The organism is Neorhizobium sp. BETTINA12A, assembly GCF_023006485.1.
Classification (GTDB): Bacteria; Pseudomonadota; Alphaproteobacteria; order Rhizobiales; family Rhizobiaceae; genus Neorhizobium.
This window is the reverse complement of sequence record NZ_JALBGW010000121.1, coordinates 1-14,063: the sequence shown is the minus strand read 5'-3', so window position 1 is coordinate 14,063 and position 14,063 is coordinate 1. Positions and strand designations below refer to the sequence as shown.

Here is a 14,063-nt window from a genome sequence, read left to right as displayed (position 1 = left end):
CCATGCCGCCCGGTTGCGCCTTCGCACCGCGCTGCGCCCAGGTTTCCGATCTCTGCCGCACGGAAGTCCCGGCCTTGATGCCGTCCGGCGGGGCCGGCAGCGTCGCTTGCGTGCAATATGCCTGAACACCAAAGATGACGAGAGACGATAACAAGGTAGGGAGGGCGTCCGTGCAATCGCGCACGGAACGGGACATGACGCATATCACATTGATCAATCCGAACACGTCCCAGGCGACGACGGTTATGATGACCGAGATCGCCCGGAAATACCTGCCGAAAAAATTCTCGGTGGAGGGGGTCACCGCCATGAGAGGAGTATCGATGATCCTGAATGGCGAGGAGCTTGCTGCAGCGGCCGGCGGCGTCGTCGAAATGGGATTGGCCGCGGCGGAATCTAGCGACGGGCTGATCGTCAGTGCATTCGGTGATCCGGGACTCGAACGCCTGAAAGCCCTGTCCGGCCTGCCGGTCGTCGGCATCTGCGAGGCGAGCATGCACGAGGCCTCCGCCGGAGGCCGGCGTTTCGGCATCGCGACCGTCACTCCCGACCTCGTGGCGAGTTTTGCCGCCAAGGCTGAAACGCTGGGCCTTGCCCACCTCTTTACCGGGACACGGCTGACCAGCGGCGATCCGCTGGTCCTTGCATCCGACCCCGCGCGTTTGCACGCGGCTCTTGAGATCGCGGTTCGGGAATGTTTCGAAAGGGACGGCGCTGAAGCCGTCATCATCGGCGGCGGTCCGCTGGGCCAGGCGGCGGACGATCTTCAGCAGGCTCTCTCGTCACCGGTGATTGCGCCGATCCGCTCAGCTGTCGAACTGTTGCTTTCCCGGATCGCCCATCCTCCCGAAGCCGGATCGAGGGCGAAATGATCAGGGCGTCTCCCGAACAACGCCATGGAGGGGTCGTTTTTTCTGTTGCAAGTCGCGGCGCCCCGCCGGAAGGTCCGCCCGCTGATGTCTTGGCGGAGTTTCCTATGCCGAAGGATAAATCATTCCTGTATCGGGTCAGGCAAGCCCTGCCCGAACTGCGGCCCGCCGAAAAGCGCGTAGGAGAATTCGTCTGTGACTTTCCCGGCGAGCTTGCCAGCTATTCGGCGCAGGAGCTTGCAGCCCTTGCGCATGTCTCCAAGGCCACGGTGACGCGCTTCATCCAGCGCCTCGGCTACGAAAACTACGAGGAAGCCCGTCGGCATGCCCGGGCCGAAAAGCAGACCGGTTCGCGGCTATTCCTGACGGCCGCGGCCGACGCGGCGGAGGCCCAGTCGATGCAAGCGCATGTCGCCCAGGGGGTCGCCAATCTTGAAGCAACGTTCTTTTCCATTTCCGAGGGCCAGATCGAGGCCGTCACGGACGCAATAATTGCGGCCCGAAAAGTCTGGGCGCTTGGTTTCCGGAGCAGCCATCCCTTTGCCTCCTACCTTCAATGGCAGTTGACCCAGGTCATCGAGGATATCGTCGCAATTCCAGGCGCGGGACAGACGCTTGGAGAACACCTTGTCAGCTTGCGCGAAGACGACGTCGTGGTGTTCTTCGCCATGCGCCGGAGAATCGCGCAGGTGGACGCCATCCTGGCCCAGCTTCGGCGGTCCAAAGCGAAACTCCTCTACATCACCGACGAGGGCGCCGCGTTCGAGACGTCGGCAACCTGGCATTTCCAATGCCAAACCCTGGCGCCCGGCCCGCTCTTCAACCATACGGCAGTCATGGCCCTCTGCCATCTGCTCATCACCCGGTGCCTGGAGAAGGCGGGCGTCGAGGGAAGAAAGCGCCTCCGCCACATCGAGACGCTGAATGAAGGGCTCGACGAACTCTGACGGGATCGATGCCGACGGCATAGATCATATGATGCGGGAGCAGAAGGAGCGCCGGGAAATCCCGGCGCTCGATTTTCAATCCTGGCTGTTTATCGACCGCGCACTGCGCCGTCGTAATAGTCGCCGCTGTCGATCATGGGGGGCGTAGGGTCGTTGAGACGCTGATCACGCTTCAACAGCGGGTAGCCGTAACGGGTGACCGAGGGGATGCCCGGTGAATCCGTCGTGACCGCCAGATTGTCGCGGTCGCGAGAGGCGCCCTCGTAATAATCGCCTTCCTGCGCAAAGGCATTGCCGCCTGCAAAAGTGGATACCACCAGAGTGGCGAGGACGGTGGAGATGACAGAGTTTTTCATGATCATATTCCTTGTTTAGCCTGATCGGCTTCTGGTGCGACCCAGCCGATCGATGTCTTGAATGAACTGTCTGGATGCTTGCTTCTGGGGCCTACTGCCGTTCGTCGCCGGCAAGTCGGTTGTCGCGACGGGTTGGGGCGCGGACCTGCGCCACGTCGCGTGCGACATCGGCTCTTGTCTCGGCTCTGGCGGCATCCACCGGAGTGGCGAACGAAACCTCGTTTCCGGAAGCCGACTGATGGCCGTCGTAGGCCAGGACGTGTCCGGCAAACGAAGCCATGCAGGCCGCGGCAACGAGGAAGGCAATCTTTTCTATAGGCACAGTCATTTCTCACTCCATTGTTTGGCGAAACCCGCTTCTGCGGACGTCGTGTTTGATTTTAAGTCTGGCGAGACAGCGGTCGCTGTCATCGATTTTCCGAATGACTGGAGGATCTCCTCCCGGCCCGCTGAACGGTATTGCCGAAGCTCTGCGTGAGCTCTTCATCCTTCGGAAACGAAAGCAGGCTGAGGATCTGCCCACCGGCTTGAAGCGTTTGTGAGCGTGGGCCTCCGCCTATCGGTCGAGTGCTGCCGGGAACGGGCAATCTCAGCCAGCCGGACTGTGTCTCCACCGTCTTTCGTGATGAGACTTTCTCTCGAACCCGTCATCGCCTCGCCAGCGCGGCGTTAAATTTCCGTAAAAAATCGCGGTGGTCAGAAAACAATGAAGAGAATCTCAATACTTCGAATCTCTCGCCATAACGAAGGTACAAAAGCCAACAGAATCGAATATCGCGACGAGCAAACAGCCAGTCTTGCGGAGACTGACCGGGGAAATCTCAACATCTGAGCATTGGGGGAAGAATCTGATCTGGCTGAAATCGCGAATTTCATCGCAGCATTCAGGCCGTAAAAGCCTGGCTCGGCAGCAAACGTTTATCTGAACGAGGCCTGCGGTTTTGATTAATCCACGAGACAATCTGGGTTGATGTCCGTCCCGGTCTTACGGATATGCGCTATGCAGGCTAATCGCCCTTGCTGCCTCCCGCCAAAAGCTGCGCTGGGCGACAATCGGACGGCGCGCGGAAACGTGACGATTGGACGTGACCGCGTCGAACGCCATCGGGACTTCCGTGCGTTCGCGTTGCGTCACGCCTTCGGCAACGGTCTGTTCGCCGGTGCGCGCTATCAGCAGATAGGGATGTCGGTGATGCGCCAGCTTGCTGATCAGCCGCCGGCGTTTCGCCATCGCCTCCGCCAATTCCTGCATCTTCGGAACCGTGTGCAGGATATGGCGCGCCACCCGGGCTGCAGCACTGTCTTCAAAATGGAACCGAGGCAGCCGCTTGATCTTTCCGACGCTGAATCCTGCGTCTTCGTGGACGGACACGATGTCGTTCAGTCCGTCAGGCGTCCACCCCAGGCCGAACATTTCCTTCTCCTCCTGGCGAAGAGAAGGAGGTACGTCGGCGTCGTAGACATAGTGGCAATCCATCAGGAGTCCGCCGGGCCTCAGGCATCGCGCCACCATCCGGTAGAGATCGAGCGGCCGGTCGGAAAAGGCAGCGCTTCCTCCGCATATGATGACATCTGCCTCCGAGACAATGTCCGGGAGCGCGCCCGTGTCGGTGCGGGAAAATACCGCCGTCGAATCCTCCAGCCGTGCGACCTCGCGCGCGACCTCGATTATCGACGGATTTTCGTCCACGCCGATCACTTCAACTTGCGGAAAAGCCCGTGCAACCCTGCGGCTGATCCAGCCGGTATTGCAGCCGAAGTCGACGATCTTGCGCGAACCGCTGGGGATGGCGGCAAGAATCGCCTCCATCATCGCTTCTCCGCCAGGCGGCACGTTCTTCTGCTTCAGCGCTGCGACGATCGAGAAATAGTAGTCCTGGGAAGAGAGGGTCTTCATGGTTGACACACCTTGCAATCGTGGCTCTTGGAAACGGGATGCAGCGAGGCGTGGCCCGTGGCTGGAGCAAAGAGCCAGCGATGGCCGCGCAATGAACTGCGGTGGGTAAGGCGTTCGATGGCGATCTGCGAAACCGCAAAGCAGGCAATCAGCGCGTTGTCGGCCGGCGACGGCGGCGCTACGACCCCCGTGTCGACCGATGCCGGCAATGTCGAGCAACAGAAGGGGCAGGCGTCATCCGGCAGCGCCACCAGCGGCCCGGCGACACAAAACGGGCCGAGTTGGCCGACATGCAGGTAAGGTGGAGGCACTGGCGCCGTCGCGTGATATTCCGCCAGGAACTGGCGGGCCAGGGAAACATCGTCCTCTGCAAGTATCAGGAACGGTTTACGCGTACGGGCCAAGGTAAGCCGGGCAGCTTCCGCTCCATCGGCGAACTGGGTCATGATCGCGACGGCGGCAGAAAAGCGGGAGGCGAGATAGGTTGCCAACCGGTCGCTCTTTAGTCGACCGGTATCCTCCGCTGTCGCCCGGCTTCTTCGGTTTTGGTTGCTCTCTTCGATGCGGTCGCCATCCACGAGGAAGAAATTGCGAGCCCCGAGTGCCGCAAGCTGGGAGGCGATCTGGGAGCCGAGGCCTCCACATCCGACAATTACGAAATCCGTGTCGTGAATGACATCAAAGAGATCGGCATGATATTCGAAGGCTTTCATGATCGTTTACCTTTGATCCAGTCGAGGACTGCTGCGAATTCACAGAACGGCGCTCACCCGTCACGCATGCGCCATCACGGTCGAACCTGACGTTCCCGCCAGCGCGACATCTTGAATGGAAAACGTATCGGGGGGTCGGATGGTGGCTTTGCGGATCGTATGGAGCCGGCCATCATACCAGAGGCTGAGACCGTCGCCGCTGCTCTGCAGCATCGGCTGGCCCATCCTTGGGTCGATCGGCTGCTCTCCCCGCAGAATCACCTGCCCGAGATCCCAGGCCTGACGATCCACGACGCACCGGCGCTGGGCGTAATAAGCCTGGCGCCGGGCCATCGGCTCCCGTTCCAGGAGCCGGTCGACAAGCGCCAAGATTGCGGCGCCCCAGGAAGGAATGACGGCGATGTCCCGGAGGTCGAGAAGAACATCGCCGCCCAGACGCTCGATCCCCTCGCGGGCGATATCGATGAGCGGTATCAGGCGGGCAGCATACGCAATAACAAAAGCTGCTTCCCGCGCGCGGTGCTCAGGCGGTGCTCTGAAAGGCAAGCATGCGATGCGAACGGCACACTCCCAGGGAATGGCGTAGGCCATATGCAGGATGCTTTCGAGCGTCTGTAAACTATGTGTGTATGGCGAGACGTAACGGAGTTCGGCGGGCAGCGATAACGGCGCAGCCGCAGTGTACAGCCGCAAAAGGACATGCCCCGCTTCGCGCAGAAGCTCCGCGGCGGTGGCGGGATAGTCTTCGGCGTCCAGTCTTTCCTGCGACAGGACCACGACGGCAGTCCCCGGCAGATCCCCGGAGCTGGAGATCGAGCTTATCGCACCGCGCCGGGTGCCGATATAAAGGGTATGAAGGCCTGCAGTCAGCCGTTGGTAGCTGCCGGGATCGACGGTCGAGATCAAGGTAATGGCCTCGGCGAGATGATCGGCGATCCGGTCGATATCGCGGTCGCTCGTCTGGGCATGTTCGAGGCCGGAATCGGCCGGCAGGCAACGGGCGATGCGCTTGCCCAGGATGCGGCTCGCTTCCTGACTGTCGATCAGAACAAGACCGATACCGCAGGCAAGTCGGCGCACCGGATGGCGCTCGAGCGCAAGGTCGTCGGCCACGAGACGAGGCTGCAGGTTGTCGTCCACAACCTCGGAACTGGCGCCATCAACGTAGCTTTCCAGTGCCCGCTGAAGCTCATCCATCCAGGCAGCCAGAGCCGGAGACCGGTAAGGGTCGCTTCGCACAGGCAGGAAGGCTGAAGTGGGCAGGAAAGCGTCGGCATCATGATATCCGCCATCGGACAGGCCCGGGAAATAGGCGGCCAGGGCCTCTACTCTTTCAACGCTCTCCGGCAGTTCGGAAGCGGCCGCAAGAATTCGGGCATAACGAGGTCGCTGTTTCAGCATATTGCCCGTTGCAGCCGCATTCACGAAACCGGACCTCGAAAAGAGCGGATTACGCTGGAGCAAGGCTCTGGCTTGATCCGCCAACTGCTCGATTTGATAAGCAGACATCTTAAGCTCTCCTCACCCCGGACGCTTTCAAACCTCGTCATGAGGCGCGCCACTCCAGGGAAGATCAGTTGCCGCCGGAACCGGCCGCATCGACGGCCATCCGGCTTGAAACCACGATCTCGTCTGGTCTTTCGATAAGAGGAGCTTCTTGCCGACCCGTCATCGGCACGCCAGCACTGCGTTAAACTTCCGTTAAAAGGACGTTTCGCCGACAAAAAAGCCCCCATTTCAGGGGGCTTCAATTCTGGTGATCCTTGCCGAGAGCCGGTGTCAGGGAGTCAAGACGGCGGCGATCGCTGCGGGTACGTCGGGCAGGCCGAACCCGAAGAAGTAACTCATCTCGAGAGTATCTTCGCCATCGGCGTTCATGCAATCGGGAGTAAGAGCGCGCATTCCGGGCGCTACGGTCGCATCCAGGCGGGAAGTGGCCTGAAGGATCGACTTGACTGCGGGGCCTGAGAGCCGCGCATCGCCATCATTCTGGCTCTTATGTGCCCGCTGGATCAATGCGCAGATGCCCCCCACCTGCGCAGAGGCTCCGGACGTGCCGCCGAACGTCGTGTAATAGCCTCCGCCAATACCGGGACTGGCTCCGAATGGCACAATCGACGACCATGGATCGGCCCCCCGGTTGTAGCCGAATGCGCCGGCAAGATCGGTCGTCAGCAACGAGAAGTGCGAATACTGATATTCCCGCAGTCCGAATGCCTGATAGTCATGCTGCGCGGCGAAAGGAGAGAGACGATCGATACGCAACTGATGACGATTGAAAACTTCGCCGTCATCGGATGGCGAGACGACCGTAAGCCCCTCGCCGTAATTGCTGTATCCTGAACGGTAGCCCTCGACCGTCACCGCGCCGACTGCGATGACCCCGTTGTCATCGGCAGCCAGACTGGCAGGATAGATCAACTGGCTTTCACCGCTGTTTCCCGCCGCGCAAACGATCGGAATATGATGGCTGATAGCGACGATGAGCCTCTTGAGGATGTGCCACGCCCGATCAGGGTTTGATCCCTTTTGCGCAGCTTTCGGCTCCAGTTCGGCACCACCATGTTCGGCCAGCGAAATACGGGCGAACAGATCGGCAGCGACCTGATTTTTCCAGCGTTCGAGATCGGCCTTCAATTCGTTCTTCGGAATAACCCGGCTGCGCTTCGGGTCCGGTAAGCCGCGTGGCATGACGATGACGTCGACGCGCTGATGGTACGCGTAGAGAAACGCGGCGATGAACTGCAGGACATCGTCCTCGAAAGACGTCCTGATCGAGATCACCCGCGAGAAGGGATCGACACCGAAATAGGGAAGAACATTGCGATTGGCGCTCGGGCATGGCGTGCCGCCATCACCGTAGAAGATGCCTTCGGGGAGAGCCGGCGGGACCTCGTCCTGCGTCGCCACGGCCGGTTCGCCGACGATCAGGCCGGCACAGCAGGTGCCATGGGAAGCAAAAAGCGACTCCGGCTGGAACAGCCGGCGGACGACGCCCTGCGAGGCAGCATATTCCGCGACGATATCGTCGAGATATTCCCGATCATCGTTGGACAGGCCGAGATTTCCCAACGGGGTGATATCAAGCCCGGCGAAGAACGACTGCTTTTCTTCACGATCGAAAGAGGTGGTCGTATCGAGGATTTCGGCGACGCGCGAGCCGTAACGATGGGTCGTGAGGTCGATCGACGCTTCCCGGTCAAGCCGCGTCGCCAAATTCGGATGATCGGGCGCTATTCCGACATCGATCAGTGCCACGCGGGCGGGATGGATAGGACCGGCAGCCGCAATCGTATCCCAGACACTTCCCGCGATCTCCGGGTCAGGGACCGGGGACGCAGCGGTCTCGTTTTCGGACGGCGGTACGATCGGCGGCGAACCGTAATCGGCATCGATGACGCCGAGCGCCGTCAGATGCCAGAGATAGTAGTAATCCATCGGTACAGCTTGCAGCGCTTCCATGTCGGCGGACGTCATGACCTTCGTTCTCCCCAAAGAATAAAAACCGGCCTCAAACCCATTCGTCGTGGACCGCCTGGAAAAGCGACCCGAACGCATCATGAAGGTATGGGGCGAAGCGACGCGCCAGATCCCGGCCAGCTTGCGTATCGCTCGGATAATGCAATCCGGCCCATTCGCGATTTTCAGCGACGTTCTGCGCGATACGGGCAAGGTCGTCCGTTGCAGGATGTTCCGGCAGGATCGTCGAGAAAGCGAATACGATCGAAAAGCACTGGAAGGCATGGTTGCTGGGATAGGACTCGTGCACCGGCACGGGCAGAAGCGGCCGCAACAGGGATTCGAACTGGTTCGGCCGAAGCCTGTTGAACTGGCTTTTGTAGAGAAGCCCGACATATTCGCAGGCGGTCAGGATCGCCTGAAACAATCCCTCGGTTTGTTCGAACCCGCCGATGTCCTCGATATGCAAGGCGCGGGTGAATTCCGACACGGAAATTGTCGCCTCAGCCTGGATGTCGGGCAATCGCCTCGCCCGCTCACGATCGCGCCGCTGCATGGAAAGCAGCACCGCTGCTTCCAGTCTGGTGTAGTCCGGGCCGGGTGGCGGCAGGATGTCGAGCATTTCCCAGGTAAAGCGCCGCGCGGCCGTGAACGCGTTGCGCGACGGCTGCTGGTGCAATCGACGCAATTCAAACGCCGGAATGAGCTGCGATACGCCGAGGCTTGCGCCGTCCATCGTCGACTTGTTTTTGTTCTTATTTTTGTTTTTATTCTTGTTCTTGTTGAGCGCGGCCTTGTTGAGCACCGACTTGTTCGCAACGCTCTTGTTGAGGACCGAGGCAGCTGCCATTGTCGCCATCATCAACGGAGGTTCGTCTATGGGGGGACCTTCCTCAGGCAAGGGAGCCGGCGCAGCGGGCGGCGGTGCTAGCGCCTCAGGAAGGGGGGCCGCGACAGGCCTCGGCTCGCAGGGGAGAACCGTGTCCGGCTCAACTTTAAATTTATATGAATTCATAAACTGCACAATCTTTGATTGCGCCTCGAAAATTGCTTCCCCTACCATGCCCCAGCCCCCTCAAATAAGACCATCATGAATGTTGCCTTAGCGAATTCTGGCGCCGGCCTTGATCAAGCCGTCGAGCAGCAGCTTTCCGCCGCCGGTGCTGAGCAATGGATAGCCCGTGCCGCGAAACGACGTTATGGAGAACCCGTTTTCAACCTTATCAAGCCGTTCCACATATTGGTTCGCGACCTCCAGATTGCCCGCGTGGGCATGGCTGGAGGCGAGATAGCGCAACAGGCTATTGAAGTTCGGCCGGGAATGCAGCGCATCCTCGCCTGCCGCGATCGCTGCCACGTGGTCTCCTGCCAACCCGGCGCTGATGCATTTCGTGGTATCGAAGTAATATTTATGGGCGCTGTAGACGCCGAGCTCCTGAACCCACCGTGCCATTGCACTGGCCTTCTCCGGCTGCCCCGCATAGCAGTGCAGCATGGCATAGAGATCCCATCCCAGTGGCAAGGCCGGGTTGAGGCGGATCGACTTCTCGAACAGACCGGCGGCGTAGTCGTATTCCCGAAACAGGAACGAATGAACGTGTCCGACCAGCGCTAAAGAGACGGAATTATTCGGATCGAGTTCAAGGGCCTTTCGCGCATAGGCCTGGGCCTCTTCGATCAGATGCGCATCCAGCGCGCTGAAGCGCTGGCCGACCTGGAATGTGCGGATGAAGGACAACCAGGCGAAGGCAGAGGCTCGCGGCTGGTATTGAATCTGCTCCTGCAGCTGCCTTTCCGCTTTTTCGAGATCGCCTCTCGAAAGCCGAAAAATCGCGTTGACCGCATCGATGAAGAGACCATCGCGGCCGAGGCGACCGTCGCCGGCGCTCAGCTCCTGAAACAGCGACAGCTGGTCGACCGCCTGGCTGATCAGCGCCGCGGCGATCCCGTATTCGGACCGCTCCATCTGGGTGCGTCCGATCATACGGCTGCCAAGCCATATGATCCTGTTGTCCAGCAGATGCTTGATCGCCAGCTCTACCAACACCTGACTGCCATCGTACGTCAGCCGCAGTTGAAGACACAGTGGCAGGCCCATTTTTCGATCCGGTTGGCCAAGGTGCGGATCGAAGGAGAGATCGGTAATGCCGAGCCCCAATCCATCGAAGATCGCCTTGGCGAGCAGGTTCTGAAACTGCAAAGCCGCAATCTGTCCGCCATCTCCGGCACCAACAACAATCGGCGGCTGGAGAGCGATGGTCCACTGAATATTGTCCGGGGACGGCGGCTTGTCCGGATCATTGCCTGCAGTGGCCGGGGGAATATCGGTGGGGCGCTGGTCGGGCAAGCCTGTCAAAGGCAGCAGTGCCGATAGCGTGCTGACGTCGCGGCGCGGTTGCTGGCGAGGTTCGAACACGTCGTCGACGCGCCCTTCTTCGATGCGTCGGTACCAGTTCTGCCTCTCGACGGTCAGCCAGTCTTCGAATTCAGGATCGCGGATATCCATGCCTTCGAGCAGTTCATCGGTGATCTGATCCGCAAGGCGCTCGCTGCGGAGCATGTCATCGGTGTCGAGCGCGATGCTGTCCATATCCAGCCACACCGTGTTCTTGTCGGCGATGATGAGATCGCGACACGAACCCAGGGCTTTGTGAATATCCAGCAGGGCCTGTCTCAGGCTGGCAGCCGCCTGATCCTCGGAGCGGTCGCTCCACAATTTGTCTCTCAGCCAAACCCGAGAGCGGGATCCTCGCGCAGACAGAGCAAGCATTGCAAGGATTGCCTGGGCCTTCTGGGACTTGGGTGTGGCGGATTTCCCTTTGCTGTCGACAAGGCTGAATGGGCCAAGCAGGTACATCCGGAACACTGCATGTTTTTCATCCATGCGATCCATCGGTCCAACTCGTGTTGTGCCCCTTTCGATGATATCATCGAACCCAGGCCGCCCGTCCGACAGGCAGTCTGACACAAAAGCGTCCCTTGACAAGAGCGCGACAGGCGCACTTGTGCTTCGGTAATGCATGCCAGCGTTGTGGCCATCAACGAATTGAAGCATGAAGAGCATCCCAGGAAACCGTGGAATTGCCCTAGCGCGCCGCTGTCAAAGCAGCGTCAAAACAGCGTTAAAAAACGAGGCCTGACGAGTTGCACTGAAGCCGAGCCTTTACATTTTCTCGGGTTGGAGAACCGTCGTGTTGATCCGAAACGTCCGGGTTCCCCGAGAGTGCAACCGTCCCCTCTGACAGCTCAACCATGGTCAAAAGACATCTGCCTGCCCTTTTCAGGGCAGCGGCGGCAATGTGTCGTTTCCTGGAAATGAGGAGCGGCTGATCCCATGGCCAGTTGACCTATAATACAAGGGATCCCTTGGCCATTCATCCTATCCGTTCTCCGTGACAAGCCCCCTAATATTGGTAGGGGTCATCCGCCATTTTGGGTAGGCACGTTTACGGTTTGCTGATCGCTTGCAGCACGTGCTTCATGGGGCAGGTGCCTCTCAAAGCAGGTCGACCGCATTGCCGCCCACCAGTTTGCGAATGTCGGACCTGGGCACCTGCAGGTCGAGCAGGTCGTTGACGATGGCGCGGTATCCTTCGACCGGACGCGGCATCTTCACGAGGCCGAGGTCGGAGCCGAATATCGTCATCTCCACGCCCACCAGATCCACGAGGCGGCGCAATTCAGTGGCGTCCCACCTGGCTGGACCGCGCTCGTTGGGGATGAACATGCAGATGGAATGTTCCATATAGACGCCAAGCCGGCTCAGTTCCCGGATATCGTCGTCCGAGCAACCGATGACATAGGTGGGATGATTGATCATCATCTTCTTCACCCCGCGCCGCTTGGCTTCCGGATAGAGCACTTTCAGCTCGTCCACCGACAGATGCCCGCTCGAAAGGATGATGTCGCCGGCAGCGATCACGTCGAGGACTTCATTGGTTTCCTTGGTAAGCCTGCCGTTCTCGTCGAGCACGCTCAGCGGAATGGGCGGCAGCATCGGGTCGGCGCTCTTTGGATAGTTCTTGGTCTCGTTGGCGCTCTTGTCGATATGGTTCGCCGCCGCGAATGTCGGCATCCAGACGATCTTGCCGCCGAGCTTGACGGCGTGATCGACCGCATGCGGATTGATACCGCCGCTCGCGTTGTTGAGCGCGACACCGGAATAAAGGCGCACGCCCGCATCCGGATAGAGCGTCTCGAGCAGCTTGGCATGCGCCATGCCAGGGTAGAAATGATCCTTGTAGACCAGGGCCGAAAAGCCGGCTGCGGACGCCTCGACCATGGCTTCGTAGTGATCCAGCAGCCGCGGGAAGACCGCTGGCCCGCTATGGCAGTGGAGATCGACAGCGCCGACAAGAAGATCAGCGATTTCGGCGTTTCTGTCGGTGGTGGCGGCGGACGCTTCGGTCATGCAAAGTCACTCCCTTAAGGGCTGATAATCGGATCAGCGCGCGGTGTTGGTTGGTGTCGGATATTCGTCGGCATTCAGCACCCAGCCGGGTTTGGCGGAGAAATCGGCGCGCGGCGGGCTGAAGATGTCGACCAGGACGTTCTTCACCGGGTCCATCGACCGGGAAGTGTGGATGGCCGGGGGCGGAATGACGGCGACGGAGGGCGCTGCGCAAAGCTCCGCGTCGTCCGGCCTCCAGGCATTGAGATCGCTGATCCAGGGCCAGCGCAGGTAGTGGATGTAGGAGCCCGCGACGCAGAGCGAATACTGTTCGAAATCGTCGTGGAAGTGCGGCGACATCCTGGTAATGTCGCGCGGCCCACTGCCGGGCAGGAAGTTCACCATGATCGTCGAGCAGCGGAAGATGATGCCGAAGCGGCCGGGTTCCGGCGGTACGTCAAGGCTATAGTGACGCAGCTTGTGGCCGCCGACCGGGTCGGGCCAGGGCTCGAACGGCGGGACGTTCGGGTCTGGGCTCAGATAGGAGTCCGCGTTCGAGCATTTGGCGACGAGATCGTCGGCGCGGGTGGTGATCAGCCGGATCACCTCGCCGTCGCCTTTCAGATGCACCTCGCTGTCTCCGGGCGGAACGACGACGAGACAATAGCCGCCAACTACAATGCTCTGACCGTTCCAGCGGACCTCGACCGGCGTATCGTTGTTGGGAAGCAGAACCACATATTCGTCGACCTGGTTGGTCCTGGAAAGCACGAGGCCGGCTTTGCCCCTGGTATGCGCGACCACAAGGTTCTGGCCCCGCGCATAATAGGTCTCGCTACCGCCCGTTACCTCCTGCGGCGGGGCATCATAGAAACGGGCATATTCCGCGCCCTTATAGGCGGCGGGAGCGGGATTGCTGCGGGCCGTTGCAGTATTGAGCGCCGCCCGTGGGTCGTTTGCTGCGTACATGTCCAATTCCTGACGTGATCGTTTCAGTTGACGGCCGCGCTGAACTCGGCGCGAATCCGGTTGGCGCTGGCGCGCAAAAGGGCTTGATCGGAGGAAACGATGAAGGCGCTTGCGCCGTCCGCACGGAACGGTCCGATCTCATCCACCGAGCCCACCATGATGCAGATGGGTTTGCCGGCATTGCGGGCAGCGGCCATGATGCGCGCAACAGCATCCTTGACCACCGGCTCGCTCGCCGACTTGGCGCCGAGCGAAACCGTCAGGTCACCGCGACCGATGAATATCCCGTCAAGCCCGTCGACGGCCACGATGGCCTCGATGACATCGATCGCTTCGCGATCCTCGATCATCGCCAGTACGGCGATATCGCGGTCCTGCGCCTCGATATGCGCCCACATGCCGGTCGCGCCGTAACCGCCGGCGCGCGGCGAATTGGAAAAGCCGCGGGCCCCGCCGCGATATC

13 protein-coding genes are annotated in these 14,063 nt (G+C 60.4%); 2 read left to right on the top strand and 11 right to left on the bottom strand.

The window, feature by feature from the left end; translation table 11 throughout:
- Positions 1-194: 194 nt before the first annotated feature.
- Together MOV61_RS22210 and MOV61_RS22205 are read left to right on the top strand one after the other, a co-directional pair.
- Positions 195-872 carry an aspartate/glutamate racemase family protein gene (locus MOV61_RS22210; RefSeq protein WP_247138123.1) on the top strand — a complete coding sequence of 226 codons (678 nt, stop codon included), beginning with the start codon at positions 195-197 and terminating at the stop codon, positions 870-872.
- 104 nt (positions 873-976) lie between these two features.
- Positions 977-1,816 carry a MurR/RpiR family transcriptional regulator gene (locus tag MOV61_RS22205; protein WP_247138122.1) on the top strand — a complete coding sequence of 280 codons (840 nt, stop codon included), beginning with the start codon at positions 977-979 and terminating at the stop codon, positions 1,814-1,816.
- Positions 1,817-1,905: 89 nt separating this feature from the next.
- Here the strand turns inward: MOV61_RS22205 and MOV61_RS22200 are convergent, their stop codons facing one another.
- From MOV61_RS22200 to MOV61_RS22150, 11 genes are all read right to left on the bottom strand, one after another.
- The gene (locus tag MOV61_RS22200; RefSeq protein ID WP_247138121.1) at positions 1,906-2,172 is read right to left on the bottom strand and encodes a hypothetical protein; all 267 of its coding nucleotides are present in this window, start codon (positions 2,170-2,172) and stop codon (positions 1,906-1,908) included.
- 91 nt (positions 2,173-2,263) lie between these two features.
- A complete protein-coding gene (locus MOV61_RS22195) occupies positions 2,264-2,500 on the bottom strand; it encodes a hypothetical protein (RefSeq protein WP_247138120.1) in 237 nt (78 codons plus the stop codon).
- Between the two features lie 657 nt (positions 2,501-3,157).
- On the bottom strand, positions 3,158-4,069 hold the full coding sequence (locus tag MOV61_RS22190; RefSeq protein ID WP_247138119.1) for a class I SAM-dependent methyltransferase: 912 nt from the start codon (positions 4,067-4,069) through the stop codon (positions 3,158-3,160).
- Complete coding sequence (locus MOV61_RS22185) at positions 4,066-4,782, bottom strand: ThiF family adenylyltransferase (RefSeq protein ID WP_247138118.1); 717 nt, start codon at positions 4,780-4,782, stop codon at positions 4,066-4,068. Before MOV61_RS22185 ends, MOV61_RS22190 begins: the two co-directional genes overlap by 4 nt.
- 60 nt (positions 4,783-4,842) lie before the next feature.
- Entirely contained in the window at positions 4,843-5,979 is a 1,137-nt protein-coding gene (locus MOV61_RS22180) for an aKG-HExxH-type peptide beta-hydroxylase (protein WP_247138117.1), read from the bottom strand.
- Positions 5,980-6,561: 582 nt separating this feature from the next.
- The gene (locus MOV61_RS22175) at positions 6,562-8,259 is read right to left on the bottom strand and encodes a S8 family serine peptidase (protein ID WP_247138116.1); all 1,698 of its coding nucleotides are present in this window, start codon (positions 8,257-8,259) and stop codon (positions 6,562-6,564) included.
- Positions 8,260-8,293: 34 nt separating this feature from the next.
- Entirely contained in the window at positions 8,294-9,304 is a 1,011-nt protein-coding gene (locus MOV61_RS22170) for a phosphatase PAP2 family protein (RefSeq protein ID WP_247138115.1), read from the bottom strand.
- Positions 9,305-9,343: 39 nt separating this feature from the next.
- The gene (locus tag MOV61_RS22165) at positions 9,344-11,134 is read right to left on the bottom strand and encodes an SARP family transcriptional regulator (protein ID WP_408962413.1); all 1,791 of its coding nucleotides are present in this window, start codon (positions 11,132-11,134) and stop codon (positions 9,344-9,346) included.
- A 603-nt stretch (positions 11,135-11,737) separates the two neighbouring features.
- On the bottom strand, positions 11,738-12,652 hold the full coding sequence (locus MOV61_RS22160) for a DUF6282 family protein (RefSeq protein ID WP_247138114.1): 915 nt from the start codon (positions 12,650-12,652) through the stop codon (positions 11,738-11,740).
- Between the two features lie 33 nt (positions 12,653-12,685).
- Positions 12,686-13,600 carry a hypothetical protein gene (locus MOV61_RS22155; protein WP_247138113.1) on the bottom strand — a complete coding sequence of 305 codons (915 nt, stop codon included), beginning with the start codon at positions 13,598-13,600 and terminating at the stop codon, positions 12,686-12,688.
- A 23-nt stretch (positions 13,601-13,623) separates the two neighbouring features.
- A partial coding sequence (locus MOV61_RS22150; protein WP_247138112.1) for an aldolase/citrate lyase family protein occupies positions 13,624-14,063 on the bottom strand: 440 nt, incomplete at its 5' end.